A 13163-nucleotide genomic window follows, 5' to 3' on the forward strand; every position below is an offset into this window, starting at 1 on the left:
TTTGACTAGCATACGGCTCAATGTGTCTCTCGCATCCAAGACAATGACAGGTATCAAGATTTCAGTAGACCGGCTGCAAGTCGGCAATTACGTCTCTCTGCCACTTGGCTGGCGCGAACACCCCTTCCTGTTTTCCAGCTTCAAACTCAAGAACGAAGAGGAGATCGAGCTCATTCGCCGGCTCGGTCTCAAGCTCGTCACCATCATTCCGGACAAGAGCGATGCCCCGCCCAAGCCGCTGAACCAGGTTCAGGCCCAGCCGCAGGAGGCGCCAGACACGGCCCAGCGTCAGGCCGAGATGCAGCAGGAGAAGGAGCGCCGCATCGAGCAGTTGCAGCAGTATCGCCGCGACCTGCAGCAGTGCGAGAAGCAGTTCCAGCAGTCGCTGGCCCAGGTGCGCAACGTGATGGGCAAGATCCAGTCCCGCCCCCTCAACGCCATCGGCGAGGCGCAGGAGCTGATCAACGCCATGACCGAGCAGTTGCTGTCGGTGGACGAGATGGTGCTGCACCTGGTCTCCGATAGCGAGGATGGCAACAACCTCTACTTCCACTCCCTCAACGTCAGCGTGCTCAGCATGCTGCTGGCCAAGGAGTGCAACATGTCGGCCGACGAAATCCGCCGGGTCGGCATGGGGGCCCTGTTCCACGACATCGGCAAGCTGAAGATCCCGAGCCAGATCCTGCGCAAGACCGAGCCGCTGACCAAGCCCGAGCGCAACCTGATGGCCCAGCACCCGCGCTACGGGCTGGATCTGCTCAACCTGGCCAAGGACTTCCCGGCCGAGGCGAAGGGGATAGTGCTGCACCACCACGAATACCTGGACGGCAGCGGGCCGGAGGGGCTCAAGAAGGGGCAGCTCGACCCGCTGACCCAGATTGTGTCGCTGATCAACGAGTACGATAACCTCTGCCACATGCAGGCCAAAGTGCCCTACTCGGCCCTGAGCGGTCTCTACAAGCAGCGCAAGGCCCAGTTCAACCCGGACTACCTCGGCATGCTGATCCGGCTGATGGGGATCTACCCGCCGGGCAGCGTGGTGCAGCTCTCCAACGGTCAGGTGGGGCTGGTGATGTCGGTCAACACCTCTCGCCTGCTCTACCCCTCGGTGCTGGTGTACGATCCGCGCATTCCGCGCCAGGAGGCCGCCATCATCGACCTGCAGCAGGCCGAGCTCTCCATCGCCAAGGTGATCCACCCCAAGCGACTGCCGCCAGCGGTGTTTGAGTACCTCAACCCGCGCACCCGCATCAGCTACTACTTCGAACACAACAAGCCCTGATGGAGCCGGCCACCCAGGTGGCCACCCCAACCCCACCGCCAGCCCCGAGGAGCCTTTCATGCGCATCGAAATCATCAGCACCGGCGACGAGATAGTGACGGGCCTGGTGGTGGACACCAACGCCGCCTGGCTCAGCGCCCTCCTGCTGGAGCAGGGCTGGCAGGTGCGCCGCCGCGTCACCGTGGGGGACAACCTCAACGATTTGAAAGCCGTGCTGCAAGAGAGTGCCGCCCGCGCCGAGGTGGTGCTGGTGTGCGGCGGGCTCGGCCCCACCGCCGACGACCTCACCGCCCAGGCCGCCGCCGAGGCCTTTGACCAGCCGCTCACCCTGTACCCTGACTGGCTCGCCACTATCGAAGCGCGCTACGCCAGCCGTGGCCGGCCCATGCCCGCCAGCAACGCCAAGCAGGCCTGGCTGCCGCAGGGGTGCGAGATCCTCGACAACCCGGTGGGCACCGCCTGCGGCTTCCTGGTGCAGGCGGGCCCAAGCCGGCTCTTCTTCACCCCGGGCGTGCCGTTCGAGTTCAAGCAGATGGTGCGCGAACAGATCTTGCCGCGCCTCAAGGCGCTGGCCGGTGCAGAGAGTGACACCGAGCTGCGCCGCTTCTACACGTTTGGCGTCTCGGAGTCGGCCCTCAGCGACATGCTGGATGCCGCCCCCTGGCCCGCCGGCATCGAGCTGGGCTACCGCTCCTCCATGCCCCTCATCGAGCTCAAGCTCATCGGCCACGGCGCCAGCACGGCGGACATGGACGCCGCCGAGGCACGGCTGCTCACGGCCATCGAGCCCTGGCTGGTGGGACGGGGAGACGAGGAGCCGGCACGGCAGATCCTGGATCTGTTGGGAGAGAGAACGCTGACGCTGCTGGAGGGGGAGAGCCGGGGCGCCCTGCTGGCCATGTGTCACGAGCACCCGGCCCTGGCGGCCGGCTTCAGCCACACCCTGAGCGATGACCTGATGCAACTGGCGGCGCCTGCGGCCCCTTTGAGCCTGACCCTGGGCCGGGCAGGCCCGGACGGCGTGCCGCTGCTGCTCTGCGCCGACGGGCAACTGCACGGCCAGACCCTCAAGGTCAGCCACCCGGATCCCGACAGCGGCCGCCGGATCCTCGCCTTCGCCGCCCTCGACATGCTGCGCCGCCACCTGCTGGGGCTGCCGGTGCTCGGCGACTACCGCACCCTGACCCGCACCGCCAGCCGTTAACAGCCAGCAGCCAGCAGCCAGCAGCCAGCAGCCAGCAGCCAGCAGCCAGCAGCCAGCAGCCAGCAGCCAGGCTCTCACTCCTCGCGGGGCATCAATCCAGACTCTTCTTGAAGCGATGGGCGGCCAGGGTCAGCACCAGCAGGGTGAAACCCGCCAGCCAGAGCACGTCCGGCAGCAGCTCGGAAAGCTCGCCACCGCGCAGCACTATGCCCCGGATCAGCCGCATGAAGTGGGTGGCCGGCAGCACCTCGGCAATCCACTGGGCCGGCAGCGGCATCCCCTCGTAGGGGAACATGAAGCCCGACAACAGGATCGAGGGCAGCAGGATGAACACCGTCATCTGCATCGCCTGCAACTGGGTCTGCGCCAGGGTAGAGATGAGCAGCCCCAGGGTCAGGCTGGCGGCGATGAACAGCAGGGTCGCCAGCAGCACCTGGCTCAGGGCGCCGTTGATGGGCACCGCGAAGATGAAGTGGCCGAGGCCAAGGATGATGGCCACCTGGATCAGCCCCACCCCGATATAGGGCAGGATCTTGCCCAGCATCAGCTCCATCGAGCTGACCGGGGTGGTGATGAGCAGCTCCAGATTGCCGCGCTCCCGCTCCCGCACTATGGCCGCCGAGGTGAACATGATCATGGTCATGGTGAGGATCACCCCGAGCAGACCGGGCACTATGTTGACCGCCGAGCGGCGCGCCGGGTTGAAGTAGAGCACGGTCTCGAAGGTGGGCGGTACCGGCTTGAGGTCGGGCCTCAGATCCGAGAGCGGCATATTGCGAAGGCCGAGCAGGGCGCCGGCGATCATGGTGTCCGAGCCATCCACCAGCCACTGGCCCGCCGTCTCGCCGGCGCTGAGCCGACGACTCAGATCGGCGGGCAGTACCAGCACCGCGCGCACCTCACCCCGGGTCAACGCCGCCTCGGCCTGCTGCACCCCGACATATTGCTGCTTGATGTGCACCACCTGGCTCGCCTTCACCGCCTCCACCAGCAGCCGGCCCGGCACACTCTGGCTCATGTCGACCAGTCCCACCGGGATCTGGCGTACGTCGGTGTTGATGGCGTAGCCGAACAGCAGCAGCTGGATCAACGGGATCATCACCACCATGCCAAAGGTCAGTCTGTCTCTGGCCAGCTGGCGCAGTTCTTTCTGGGTAATGGCCCAGAGCCGTCGCAGACTGCTCATCGATTCCCCCCCACCGGGATCATCACCGCCACCGCACCAAAGGTCAGTCGGTCCCGTGCCAATTGCCTGAGTTCTTTCTGAGTGATGGCCCAGAGCCGTCGCAGACTGTTCATCGATTCCCCCCCACCGGGATCATCACCGCCACCGCACCAAAGGTCAGCCTGTCTCTGGCCAGCTGGCGCAGTTCTTTCTGGGTAATGGCCCAGAGCCGTCGCAGATTGTTCATCGATTCGCTCCTGCAGGCTGGCGAAGTACTGGCCGGGTCATGGCCCAAAGCCCTTGCCAGCCGTTCATGCCCTCGGCTCCTGACCGGTGCAGCTGACGAATACATCCTCGAGGCTCGGCCTGACCAGCGCCAGGCTGGCGCCAGCCAGCGCCGGACAGGCCTGCTGCAACCAGTCCACCGGCTCCGCCAGCGCCTTGTCCACCAGCACCCGCAGGCGCTGGCCGAGCTGGGCGGCGGAGCGCACCGGTGCCAGCTGCACCAGTTGCTGCTTGAGCAGCCGCAGATCGGCGGCCTGCACCTCCACCACCCGGGTGCTCATGGCATCCATCAGCGCCTGTGGCGCCCCCTGGGCCCGCACCCGGCCCGCCTCCATGATGGCCAGCTGGTGGCAGCGTTCCGCCTCGTCCATGTAGTGGGTGGTGACCAGAATGGTGGAGCCCCCTTCGCTCAAGTCGAACAGCTTCTCCCAGAAATCGCGTCGGTTCTGCGGGTCCACCGCAGAGGTGGGCTCATCGAGCAGCAGCAGCGCCGGCTGGTGGATCACCGCCGCCGCCAGCGCCAGCCGCTGCTTCTGGCCGCCGCTCATAGCACCGGCCCGCTGCCGTGCCAGCGGCGCCAGCTCATAGGTGGCGAGCAGCTCGTGCAGACGGGCGGCCAGCCCGGCGCCGCCCATGCCGTGGATCCGCCCCATGAACTCCAGGTTCTCCCAGGCGGTCAGTTCGTCATAGAGGGAGAACTTCTGGGTCATGTAGCCGATCCGCCGGCGCAGGGTCTCGGCCTCGCGGGGGATGCTCAGCCCCAGCACTTCCACCTCCCCCGCCGAAGGGGTGAGCAGGCCGGTCAGCATGCGCAGGGTGGTGGACTTGCCGCAGCCGTTGGGGCCGAGAAAGCCGTGGATCTGCCCCTTGGGCACGCAGAGATCCAGCCCGTCCACCGCCAGAAACTGGCCGAAACGGCGGCTAACTCCCTCTGCCCGGATCGCCAGCTCACTCATGGCCGGCCCCTGCACCGGCAGGCTCGGCCTGCAGCGGCAGACCGCTCGGCAGATCCTGCGCCGTCGCCGGCAGATCGATCTCCGCCAGGTAGACCAGCCGGGCCCGATCCCGCTCATTGAGGGCGTAATAGGGGGTAAAGGCCGGTTCTTTCGAGATCCAGCGCAGCCGACCGGTGAAGGGCTCGGTCACCCCGTCCACTCGTACCAATACAGAATTGCCGACGCCATAGCCGGCGAGGGAGGGCTCGGGCACATAGACCCGGGCATAGGGGGCCTGGTCCGCCTGGATCGCAGCCAGCACGGCACCGACCGCCACCCGCTCGCCGAGGTGATAGGGCAGGCTGTCGAGCCGGCCGCTGCGGGTGGCGACGATGGAGAGATCCGCCAGCTCCCGTTCGGCCAGCGCCACCTCGGCGGTGGCGGCCTGCAGGGCGGCCTGCGCCTCGTCGATATCTTCACGCCGCACGCCCCGCGTCAGCTTGTCGAGCTGCTGGCGCGCGCCGTCCTGCTCGGCCAGGGCGCTGTCGCGCTGGGCGCGGGCCTTGTCGAGATCCGCCGGGCTCACCAGCTTCTGGCGCACCAGCCGGTCGACGCGCTCGAAGTTGCGCTCGCTCTCCCTGACGGCGGCCTGCGCCTTGTCGAGGCTGGCCCGGGCGGCAGCGATGTCTTCCGGCCGCTCGCCATTGGTCAACCGGGCGAGGGCGGCCCGTGCCTGGGCCTCCCGCGCCCGCGCCTGGGCCAGCACCGCCTGCTGGCGCCTGTCATCAAGGCGGGCCAGCAGGGTGCCCTCCTGCACCTGGCTGCCCTCTGCCACCGGCAGGGCGCGGATGATCTCGCCAGCGGTGGCGGTGAGCAGCACCCGATCCCGCTCCAGGGTGCCGAGGGCGGTGGCGGGGGCCTGCGGCTGGCAGGCACTGAGCAGGCCCGTCAGGGCCAGAGGCAGCAGACAATGACGCAAGGTTGACACTCCTTTCGCGGTGGGCGACGGCCAGTGGTGGCCTGCAGACGGACTCCCGGTGCCGTCAGCATACTCGCTGTTACTTTTCATTTCCTCGCTCCAGTTCACCCATTTGTGCTTAGCTCATTGACCAAAAAGGAGAAATGTCTGGATACTGCAGACCAGCACTATGTTGATGATTAGCATTTTTAACAAGATGCCGATTAACTGGAAACAGGCAGCCATCCCGACAGGGATGCCAGCGAGGGAAGGGATCCGGTGTTAAGCACAGAGTGGTTACTGTTGTCAGCCGATATGGAATACGCCTGCCTGCGCATCGCGCCGGGGCTGACCAAACCCATCTCGGAAAACGATATCCAGGCCCTGCTGCTGGCCTCCAACTGCCGCCGCTATCAGCCGCTGGCGGAGGGGATCAAGCAGGCCATCAGCCTGCTCAACACCCTGTTCAATGATCCGGCCGCCCCCCTGCCCGGCAACCCGGTGCCCATCGCCCAGCGCCACGATGCCAGCGTCCTGCTGCTGGTGGAGAAGGATCGGATGAGCGCCACCGCCCAGATCACCGCCGACTGGGGTGGCAAATACCTCACCAGCGAACAGCTGGAGCAGGCGATCCAGGCCAGCGAGATCAAGCAGGGGGTACAACCCCAGCTCATCGCCGCCGCCGTGCTGGCGGCCAAGGAGGCGACGCCAGGCACCCTGCTCAGGTTGCCGGTGGCGCAGGGCAAGGCCGCCGTCAACGGTCAGGACACCCGCTTCGAGCGGCTGGTGGAGACCCCGGCCGAGCGTATTCTCAAGCCCCAGGAGCTGGATCACGGCCGGGTCGACATGCGCGACCTCGGCACCATGCTCACCGTCAAGGCCGGCGCCCAGCTGATGCGCCGCCACCCGGCCACCACCGGCGTGCCAGGCTTCACCGTCACCGGCCAGGAGCTGCCCGCCAAGCATGGCAAGGAGAGCCCCATGGTGGCCGGCGAAGGCACCTTCATCTCGCCGGATGACCCCAATCTGCTGCTGGCCAGCCGCCCGGGCCTGCCCCGCCAGGAGAAGAGCGGCATGAAGGTGGACGACGTGCTGAGCGTCAAGCAGGTGGATATCCGCCACGGCCACATCATCTTCGAGGGGGCGCTGATCGTGGCGGGGGACGTCACCCCCGGCATGAAGGTCAAGACCAGCGGCGACGTGGTGATCGGCGGCTTCGTGGAGGGGGGCTACATCGAATCGGGCGGCACCATCACGGTGCGCAACGGCGTCATCGGCCGCAAGCTGGAGCAGAGCAACGAGTACCTCTGCCACCTCAACGCCCAGGGGGAGATCCACGCCAGCTATGCCCAGTACGCCAAGCTGGAGGCCGGCGGCGACATCCACGTCCTGACCCAGCTCAGCCACAGCTACAGCCGCAGCGGCCAGGACCTCAAGGTGGGCGACAGCGCCATGCGCAAGGGCCACCTGCTGGGGGGCATCAGCATTGCCAACCGCCTCATCATGGCGCCGATCCTGGGGGCCTCGGCCCACAACCAGACCCGGTTGCAGATCCTCGGCGGCTACTTCACCCACAAGGAGCAGGAGCAGGCGCTGCGCCAGCGCAAGCAGGAGTGCCGGGAGCAGCTGGACAAGCTGCAGGATCTGCTGCTCAAGCTCTTGCAGCTGCCGAGCGACAAGCGCAATCCCCAGACCCTGCAGAAGATCAAACTGATCCGGGTCCAGCGCCTCGAGGAGAGCAAGCAGCTCGACGAGCAGCTGGAGGCGGCGCAGGAGGAGCTGCAGAAACTGATGGCGGAGATGGACATCATCGCCACCCAGCACGCCTTCCCCGGGGTCGAGGTGGAGATGGCCCACCACCACTACCGGGTCGACATAGAGCACGGCCCCATCCACTTCGCCATCCGCGAGGATCAGCTGCAGCTGACCCCTTACGAACCCCACAAGTGAGCGCCGCCGCCGTCGTACACCTCCGGCCGTGATCCGGACGGTGAATTTCGCTACACTCCCTCTCCCATTGGCCCCATAGTGCGGGCCAGCCAGACTGCAGGATAGTGAGAGATGTACAAGCTGATCGCATTGGATATGGATGGCACCCTGTTGAACTCCCAGGGCCAGATTTCCCCCCGCACCCATGCGGCCATCGCCGCCGCCCGCGCCAGGGGAGTCACGGTCGTGCTGGCCTCCGGCCGCCCGTTGGAGGGGATGAGCCGCTATCTGGCCGAGCTCGGCCTCACCGGCCAGGATGACTACGTCATCTGCTACAACGGCGCCCTGGTGCAGCAGGTGGCCGATCAGCGCATCATCCGCAGCCAGCTGCTCACCGGCAGCGACGCCAGCGCCATCGCCGCCCTGGCCGACGAGCTGGGCGTCAACGTGCACGGCTTCTCGGTCAGCCAGGGGCTCATCAGCCCCAGGGTCAGCCCCTACACCGAGCACGAATCCCGCCTCATCGACATGCCTATCAAGCTGCTGGACTTCGCCACCCTGCCCGCCGACGAGCAGATCCTCAAGGTGATGATGATCGATCCCGAGCCGCTGCTCTCCCCCGCCATCGCCAAGCTGCCGGCCGAGCTCTACCAGCGCTATACCGTGGTGCGCAGCGCCCCCTACTTCCTCGAGTTCATGAACAAGCGGAGCAACAAGGGGACCGGCGTCGCCGCCCTGGCCGAGCACCTGGGGCTGGATGCCTCCCAGGTCATCGCGGTGGGGGATGCAGGCAACGATCACCACATGATCGAGTACGCCGGGCTGGGGGTGGCCATGGGTAACGCCACCGACGACATCAAGGCGCTGGCCCAGCACACCACGGGGCGCAACGATGAAGACGGGGTCGCCCAGGTGATCGAGCGTTTCATCCTGAACGCCTGACGCGACAAGGGGCCTGCGGGCCCCTTTTGCTGTCCGGGTCTGTCTGGCTACGGGGCCACATGTTTAATATATCCACCACAACAATACCCTCCCCTCGCTTCCCCTTCGCTAAAGCCCCCTTTTAATGGGACTCAAGCCAGCCGAGCGCAGAATATATTTAACATTTTGGCATCATTTCGTTTGACATATTGAACGGCCTTGGCAGACTGGGATCAGGATCCAGGCTGTCGTTGCCCAGGCTGACCGACGATTCTGGCACTGCGGCACGACCCCGATCCCACGACCATGCCTTGAGGCATGCCCTTGCGCCGGCAAGGGTCTGCCCAAGGCGCAGGACCGCTAAGGACAGCCAAGGTGAATCATGACTCGCAGCACCCACACCCCGCGTAAACCCGTCGTACTGATGACCATGGGCGCCCAGCCCCGCAATGGGCACGCCTATCAGGTGATGACCCACAAATACATTCAACCACTGGTAGAGATCAGCGGCTGCGTCCCCCTGCTGGTGCCCACCTGCTGCGGCACCGAGGATCTGGCGCAATATCTGGATCTGGCGGATGGGGTCTATCTGAGCGGCGCCGGATCCAACATAGATCCAACCCTCTACGGCCAAGAGAACCTCACCCCGGAGAAGCAGCAAGACAGAGACAGGGATCTGTTCGACATGGCGCTGGTTCGCGCCGCCCTCGACCGCGGTCTGCCGATCCTCGGCATCTGCCGCGGCATGCAGGAGATCAACGTGGCACTGGGGGGAGACATCCACCAGAAGGTCTACAGCGAGCCGGGTTATGACGATCATCGGGAAGATGCGGACGATCCGGTGGACGACCAGTATGGTGAGAGCCATCAGGTGACACTGGTGCCGGACAGCTGGCTGGCGGAGCTGATGGGACAGCCGTCGATCCCGGTCAACTCGCTGCATGGGCAGGGGATCAAGACCCTGGCCAAGGGGCTGGTGCCGCTGGCCCATGCCGAAGACGGGCTGATCGAGGCGATCCACGCCCCCGCCCTCTCCCCCTTCCTGCTGGCGGTGCAGTGGCATCCGGAGTGGAAGGCGAGCCAGAACCCTCACTCCATCAAGATCTTCGAGGCTTTTGGCGACGCCTGCCGGGCCCGCCTGAGCGGCGTCTGACGACGCCGGCTAGTCGCCGAACCCGCGCGCCTTGAGCTTGGGCAGCGCACCGCGAGACGGGCGCAGGGTACGGCACACATCCATTCCCTTGAGCCCGCGCTGGATGTGATCCGGCGTGTGGCCGAACACCATGCCGTTGCTGCGGTAGAGTGCGTTGTCGTCCAGCTCGAACAGCTCGCCGCCGATCAAGAGCTGCTCACGGCCGTTGACCGTCTTGCCGCGCTTGAGCGGCAGCGTCATGTCGCTCAGCACTTCGCCGGTGGCGCACCCCTCGCGCCAGCGCGCCTCGTCTGAAAAGGGGGTGATGGCGATCTCGCGCCAGGATCCATCACGAAACTCGACCCGATACTTGTCGGCCAGCTGATCACAACCCACCAGCAGCCAGGCACCGGCAATCCAGGCCACCTTGCTCCACTTGCGCACGCGCTCCACTCCCTTGTCAGACAGGTGCCCAGCATAAAGAAATTGCCTCGACCCCGCACCCATTTAGCGGATTGAAACCAACTATGCTGGAAATAACCAATGATAAGGGGCTGCTATGTTTGGCGATAACCTCGTTGCGCTACCTACCCTGCTGTGGATTGGCGACCACCCGTTCTGGACCCTGCTGACCCTGTTCCTGCTCTTCACCCATTTCCTGCGCAGCCCGGGTCGCCGCCGTGAGCTGGTGAGCGAGCTCGGCTTCGTGATGATAAGCCTGGTGGTGATCCTGCTGATCCAGCTAGAAGGCGGCTGGTTTCGCCTGCCCCTGCCCCGCCACTGGCTGGTGGAGATCTCCAGCCTGCTGGCCGGGCTGGTGCTGGTGAAGATCTGGGGGATCCTGCTGTTCCAGTTTCTGCTGCCCCTGTGCCAGATCCGCATCCCGCGCATCATCGCCGACATCGTCATCACGGTCGGCTACATCGGCTGGTGCCTGTTCCGTCTCTACGCCTCCGGCATGGCCCTCGGCGAGATCGTCACCACCTCCGCCGTCATCACCGCCGTCATCGCCTTCTCCATGCAGGACACCCTGGGCAACCTGCTGGCCGGGGTCTCGATCCAGCTCGACAACTCCATCGCCATCGGCGACTGGCTGCAAGTAGAGACCACCCAGGGCCGGGTGGTGGAGATCAACTGGCGCGCCACCACCATAGAGACCCGCAACTGGGAGACGGTGGTGATCCCCAACAGCCACCTGCTCAAGCAGCGCTTCACCGTGCTCGGGCGGCGCCGCGACGCCCCCCTGCAATGGCGCCGCTGGGTCTGGTTCGACATCACTCTGGACACCCTGCCCACCCAGATCATCGCCCTGGTGGAACACTCACTGCGGGAGACCCGCATCCGCAACGTCTCCGCCAGCCCGCAGCCGGACTGCCTGCTGATGAACGTGGAGAACGGCATCGCCCGCTACGCGGTGCGCTACTGGCTCACCGATCTGGCGGTGGACGACCCCACCGACTCGGCGGTGCGCACCCTGATCGATGCCGCCCTGCGCCGCAACGACCGGCGCCTCACCCCGCCCATCTTCAACGTCTTCATGACCTCGGATCAGGATCACAAGGATCAGCGCCATAAGCGCCATACCGCCGAGCGCACCGACACCCTGCGCCGCCTGCCGCTGTTCGCCATGCTGCAGGAGGAGGAGCTGCTGCGGCTGGCGGATCAGGTCAAGTTCGCCCCCTTCGTCAACGGCGATCGGATGCTGAGCCAGGGGGAGGTCTCCGGCTGGCTGTTCGTGCTGGTGAAGGGGGATGCCCAGATGCTGGTGGAGGTGGAGGGGCGCGAGCTGCCGCTCGGCACCCTCAATGCCGGCGACTTCTTCGGCGAGCTGAGCCTGCTCACCGGCGAGCCCAGCCCGTTTACGGTGCGGGCCCAGGGGACCGTCGAAACCTATCGTATCAATCAGGCCATGTTCCAGGAGCTGGTGGCCCAGCGTGGCTCCCTGCTCGAGCCGCTCTACAAGGTGTTGAGTGCCCGTCAGCAGGAGCAGCAGGAGCTGCTGGCGCGGGAGGCAGAAGCCATGAAGCAGATCGCCCCGCCACGGGATCTGCTGGACAAACTGATGGCGCTGTTTGGCGGGCGATGACGTAGCATGGGAGCCCATACTTTCCATTCGAGACGTGTTTCATGCTGCTGACCGCGCTGGCCCTGAGCGCCACCCTGCAATTTGACTGCCCCGCCACCATCGAGACCCGCCAGCAACTGCTGGGCACGACCCAGGGGTGGCAGGCCGTCACCCCCAACGAGCTAGGGGAGCAGCACCAGCCTCTTCGCCACCGGCTGGAGAACCTGGCCCTGTTCGACGGCGACCCCGACGAGCGCGCCCAGCTCAAGCCGGACAACGGCGACAGCCACGCCATCCACTACTGGAGCCTGGATCGCCACAATCCGCGCCCCTTCTATCTGGTCTGCCACTACCAGGAAACGGCCATCACCCTGCAACAGGCGCTGCCCGCCGGGTTAGGCTACTGCCGGGTCAACCAGCCCGCCCCTTACGATCTCCGTGGTCTGATTTGCCGCAGCGAGTGACCGCTCCGGCATGACCGTGTGACGGTTTCGACCAACAGTGAATGAGCGGCCGACAAGGAATGCATGTCGGCTGTGAACTGGCGGCTGTTGAGGTCTGACTAGAGCAGCAGGTCGGCCAGCTCGCCCAGCGCGGCCAGCTCCACGTCCGGCAGCAGTTGCAGCCGCTCTCCGGGTTGCTGATGCTCGTTGAGCCAGGCGGCCTTGAAGCCGTGCAGCCTGGCCCCCAGCACGTCGGTCTGCGGGTGGTCCCCCACGTGCAAAATGCGGTCGGGGGCGAGCCCCAGGGTCTTTTGCACCTGCACGAACATGTCCGGCGCCGGCTTCATTCTGCTGCCAAGACCAGCCTTGCAGACCAGGGTGAAGTAATCCGCGAGGCCAGCCTGGGCCAGATCCAGGTTGCCGTTGGTGATCACTGCCAGCGGGTAGCGTACCGCCAGCCGGGCCAGCAGGGCATGGGTCTCGTCGCTTACCTCTATCTTCGAGCGCTCGGCCAGAAACGCGGCGAACACCGACTCAGCTTCCTGCGCGGCGCGGGTCTCGGCCATGCCTCCGGCCATCAGCGCGGCCTGGATGCCGTGCCGGCGCGCCAGGCTGACGTCGTGGCGCAGCGCCGGTTGTTCCAGCAGCAGGTTGCGCTTGAGCTCCAGCCAGCGCGGCTTGTCCAGCATGGCGGTGGCCAGGTATTCGCTGCGCAGGTGGGCCAGCATCCACTGCTCGGCTCGCTCGATGGCGGGGCCGTTGTCATAGAGGGTGTCGTCGAGGTCAAACGAGATGGCGGCCACCGGCTGCCAGCGGCGATAGAACTGCATGGTCTCTCCTCTTG

General features: G+C 65.9%; 12 protein-coding genes. 7 read left to right on the plus strand and 5 right to left on the minus strand.

What is annotated here, in order from left to right; genetic code table 11:
• The first annotated feature begins 43 nt into the window (after positions 1-43).
• Both I6L38_RS16880 and I6L38_RS16885 read left to right on the plus strand, forming a co-directional pair.
• On the plus strand, positions 44-1282 hold the full coding sequence (locus I6L38_RS16880; RefSeq protein ID WP_005308285.1) for an HD-GYP domain-containing protein: 1239 nt from the start codon (positions 44-46) through the stop codon (positions 1280-1282).
• 58 nt (positions 1283-1340) lie between these two features.
• Entirely contained in the window at positions 1341-2486 is a 1146-nt protein-coding gene (locus tag I6L38_RS16885) for a CinA family nicotinamide mononucleotide deamidase-related protein (protein WP_201882422.1), read from the plus strand.
• Between the two features lie 91 nt (positions 2487-2577).
• Here the strand turns inward: I6L38_RS16885 and I6L38_RS16890 are convergent, their stop codons facing one another.
• The 3 genes from I6L38_RS16890 to I6L38_RS16900 all read right to left on the minus strand — a co-directional run bounded on the left by I6L38_RS16890 (position 2578) and on the right by I6L38_RS16900 (position 5859).
• Positions 2578-3672 (minus strand): ABC transporter permease, encoded by a 1095-nt coding sequence (locus tag I6L38_RS16890; RefSeq protein ID WP_043171512.1) that lies wholly within the window; start codon positions 3670-3672, stop codon positions 2578-2580.
• A 290-nt stretch (positions 3673-3962) separates the two neighbouring features.
• Positions 3963-4892 carry an ABC transporter ATP-binding protein gene (locus I6L38_RS16895; protein ID WP_216988760.1) on the minus strand — a complete coding sequence of 310 codons (930 nt, stop codon included), beginning with the start codon at positions 4890-4892 and terminating at the stop codon, positions 3963-3965.
• The gene (locus I6L38_RS16900; protein WP_082970161.1) at positions 4885-5859 is read right to left on the minus strand and encodes an HlyD family secretion protein; all 975 of its coding nucleotides are present in this window, start codon (positions 5857-5859) and stop codon (positions 4885-4887) included. Before I6L38_RS16900 ends, I6L38_RS16895 begins: the two co-directional genes overlap by 8 nt.
• Before the next feature lie 249 nt (positions 5860-6108).
• On the opposite strand from I6L38_RS16900, the gene I6L38_RS16905 reads away from it, so the two are divergent.
• The 3 genes from I6L38_RS16905 (at position 6109) to I6L38_RS16915 (ending at position 9832) form a co-directional block, all read left to right on the plus strand.
• Positions 6109-7779, plus strand: coding sequence for a DUF342 domain-containing protein (locus tag I6L38_RS16905; RefSeq protein WP_017779778.1), 1671 nt, complete (start codon positions 6109-6111; stop codon positions 7777-7779).
• 111 nt (positions 7780-7890) lie between these two features.
• Entirely contained in the window at positions 7891-8700 is an 810-nt protein-coding gene (yidA, locus tag I6L38_RS16910) for a sugar-phosphatase (RefSeq protein WP_216988761.1), read from the plus strand.
• Between the two features lie 361 nt (positions 8701-9061).
• Positions 9062-9832 carry a gamma-glutamyl-gamma-aminobutyrate hydrolase family protein gene (locus tag I6L38_RS16915; RefSeq protein WP_206219338.1) on the plus strand — a complete coding sequence of 257 codons (771 nt, stop codon included), beginning with the start codon at positions 9062-9064 and terminating at the stop codon, positions 9830-9832.
• Positions 9833-9841: 9 nt separating this feature from the next.
• Here I6L38_RS16915 and I6L38_RS16920 read toward each other — a convergent pair whose 3' ends face one another.
• Positions 9842-10255 carry a hypothetical protein gene (locus I6L38_RS16920; protein WP_017783688.1) on the minus strand — a complete coding sequence of 138 codons (414 nt, stop codon included), beginning with the start codon at positions 10253-10255 and terminating at the stop codon, positions 9842-9844.
• 115 nt (positions 10256-10370) lie between these two features.
• Between I6L38_RS16920 and I6L38_RS16925 the strand changes: the two genes are divergently transcribed.
• Together I6L38_RS16925 and I6L38_RS16930 are read left to right on the plus strand one after the other, a co-directional pair.
• The gene (locus I6L38_RS16925; RefSeq protein ID WP_043171504.1) at positions 10371-11897 is read left to right on the plus strand and encodes a mechanosensitive ion channel family protein; all 1527 of its coding nucleotides are present in this window, start codon (positions 10371-10373) and stop codon (positions 11895-11897) included.
• Between the two features lie 41 nt (positions 11898-11938).
• Positions 11939-12340: an STY0301 family protein gene (locus tag I6L38_RS16930; protein ID WP_043171502.1), complete on the plus strand. Its 402-nt coding sequence runs from the start codon at positions 11939-11941 to the stop codon at positions 12338-12340.
• A gap of 98 nt (positions 12341-12438) precedes the next feature.
• Here I6L38_RS16930 and I6L38_RS16935 read toward each other — a convergent pair whose 3' ends face one another.
• The gene (locus I6L38_RS16935; RefSeq protein WP_043171500.1) at positions 12439-13149 is read right to left on the minus strand and encodes an HAD-IA family hydrolase; all 711 of its coding nucleotides are present in this window, start codon (positions 13147-13149) and stop codon (positions 12439-12441) included.
• Between the last annotated feature and the right edge of the window lie 14 nt (positions 13150-13163).

This window comes from Aeromonas sp. FDAARGOS 1408 (genome assembly GCF_019048665.1).
Taxonomy (GTDB): domain Bacteria; phylum Pseudomonadota; class Gammaproteobacteria; order Enterobacterales; family Aeromonadaceae; genus Aeromonas; species Aeromonas dhakensis.

Bases quoted from the DNA above. Each gene is read 5' to 3' on its own strand.
- I6L38_RS16915 (WP_206219338.1), top strand. From the start codon at position 9,062: ATGACTCGCAGCACCCACACCCCGCGTAAACCCGTCGTACTGATGACC.
- I6L38_RS16880 (WP_005308285.1), top strand. From the start codon at position 44: ATGACAGGTATCAAGATTTCAGTAGACCGGCTGCAAGTCGGCAATTAC.
- I6L38_RS16895 (WP_216988760.1), bottom strand. From the start codon at position 4,892: ATGAGTGAGCTGGCGATCCGGGCAGAGGGAGTTAGCCGCCGTTTCGGC.
- I6L38_RS16925 (WP_043171504.1), top strand. From the start codon at position 10,371: ATGTTTGGCGATAACCTCGTTGCGCTACCTACCCTGCTGTGGATTGGC.
- I6L38_RS16885 (WP_201882422.1), top strand. From the start codon at position 1,341: ATGCGCATCGAAATCATCAGCACCGGCGACGAGATAGTGACGGGCCTG.
- I6L38_RS16935 (WP_043171500.1), bottom strand. From the start codon at position 13,149: ATGCAGTTCTATCGCCGCTGGCAGCCGGTGGCCGCCATCTCGTTTGAC.
- I6L38_RS16890 (WP_043171512.1), bottom strand. From the start codon at position 3,672: ATGAGCAGTCTGCGACGGCTCTGGGCCATTACCCAGAAAGAACTGCGC.
- yidA (WP_216988761.1), top strand. From the start codon at position 7,891: ATGTACAAGCTGATCGCATTGGATATGGATGGCACCCTGTTGAACTCC.
- I6L38_RS16930 (WP_043171502.1), top strand. From the start codon at position 11,939: ATGCTGCTGACCGCGCTGGCCCTGAGCGCCACCCTGCAATTTGACTGC.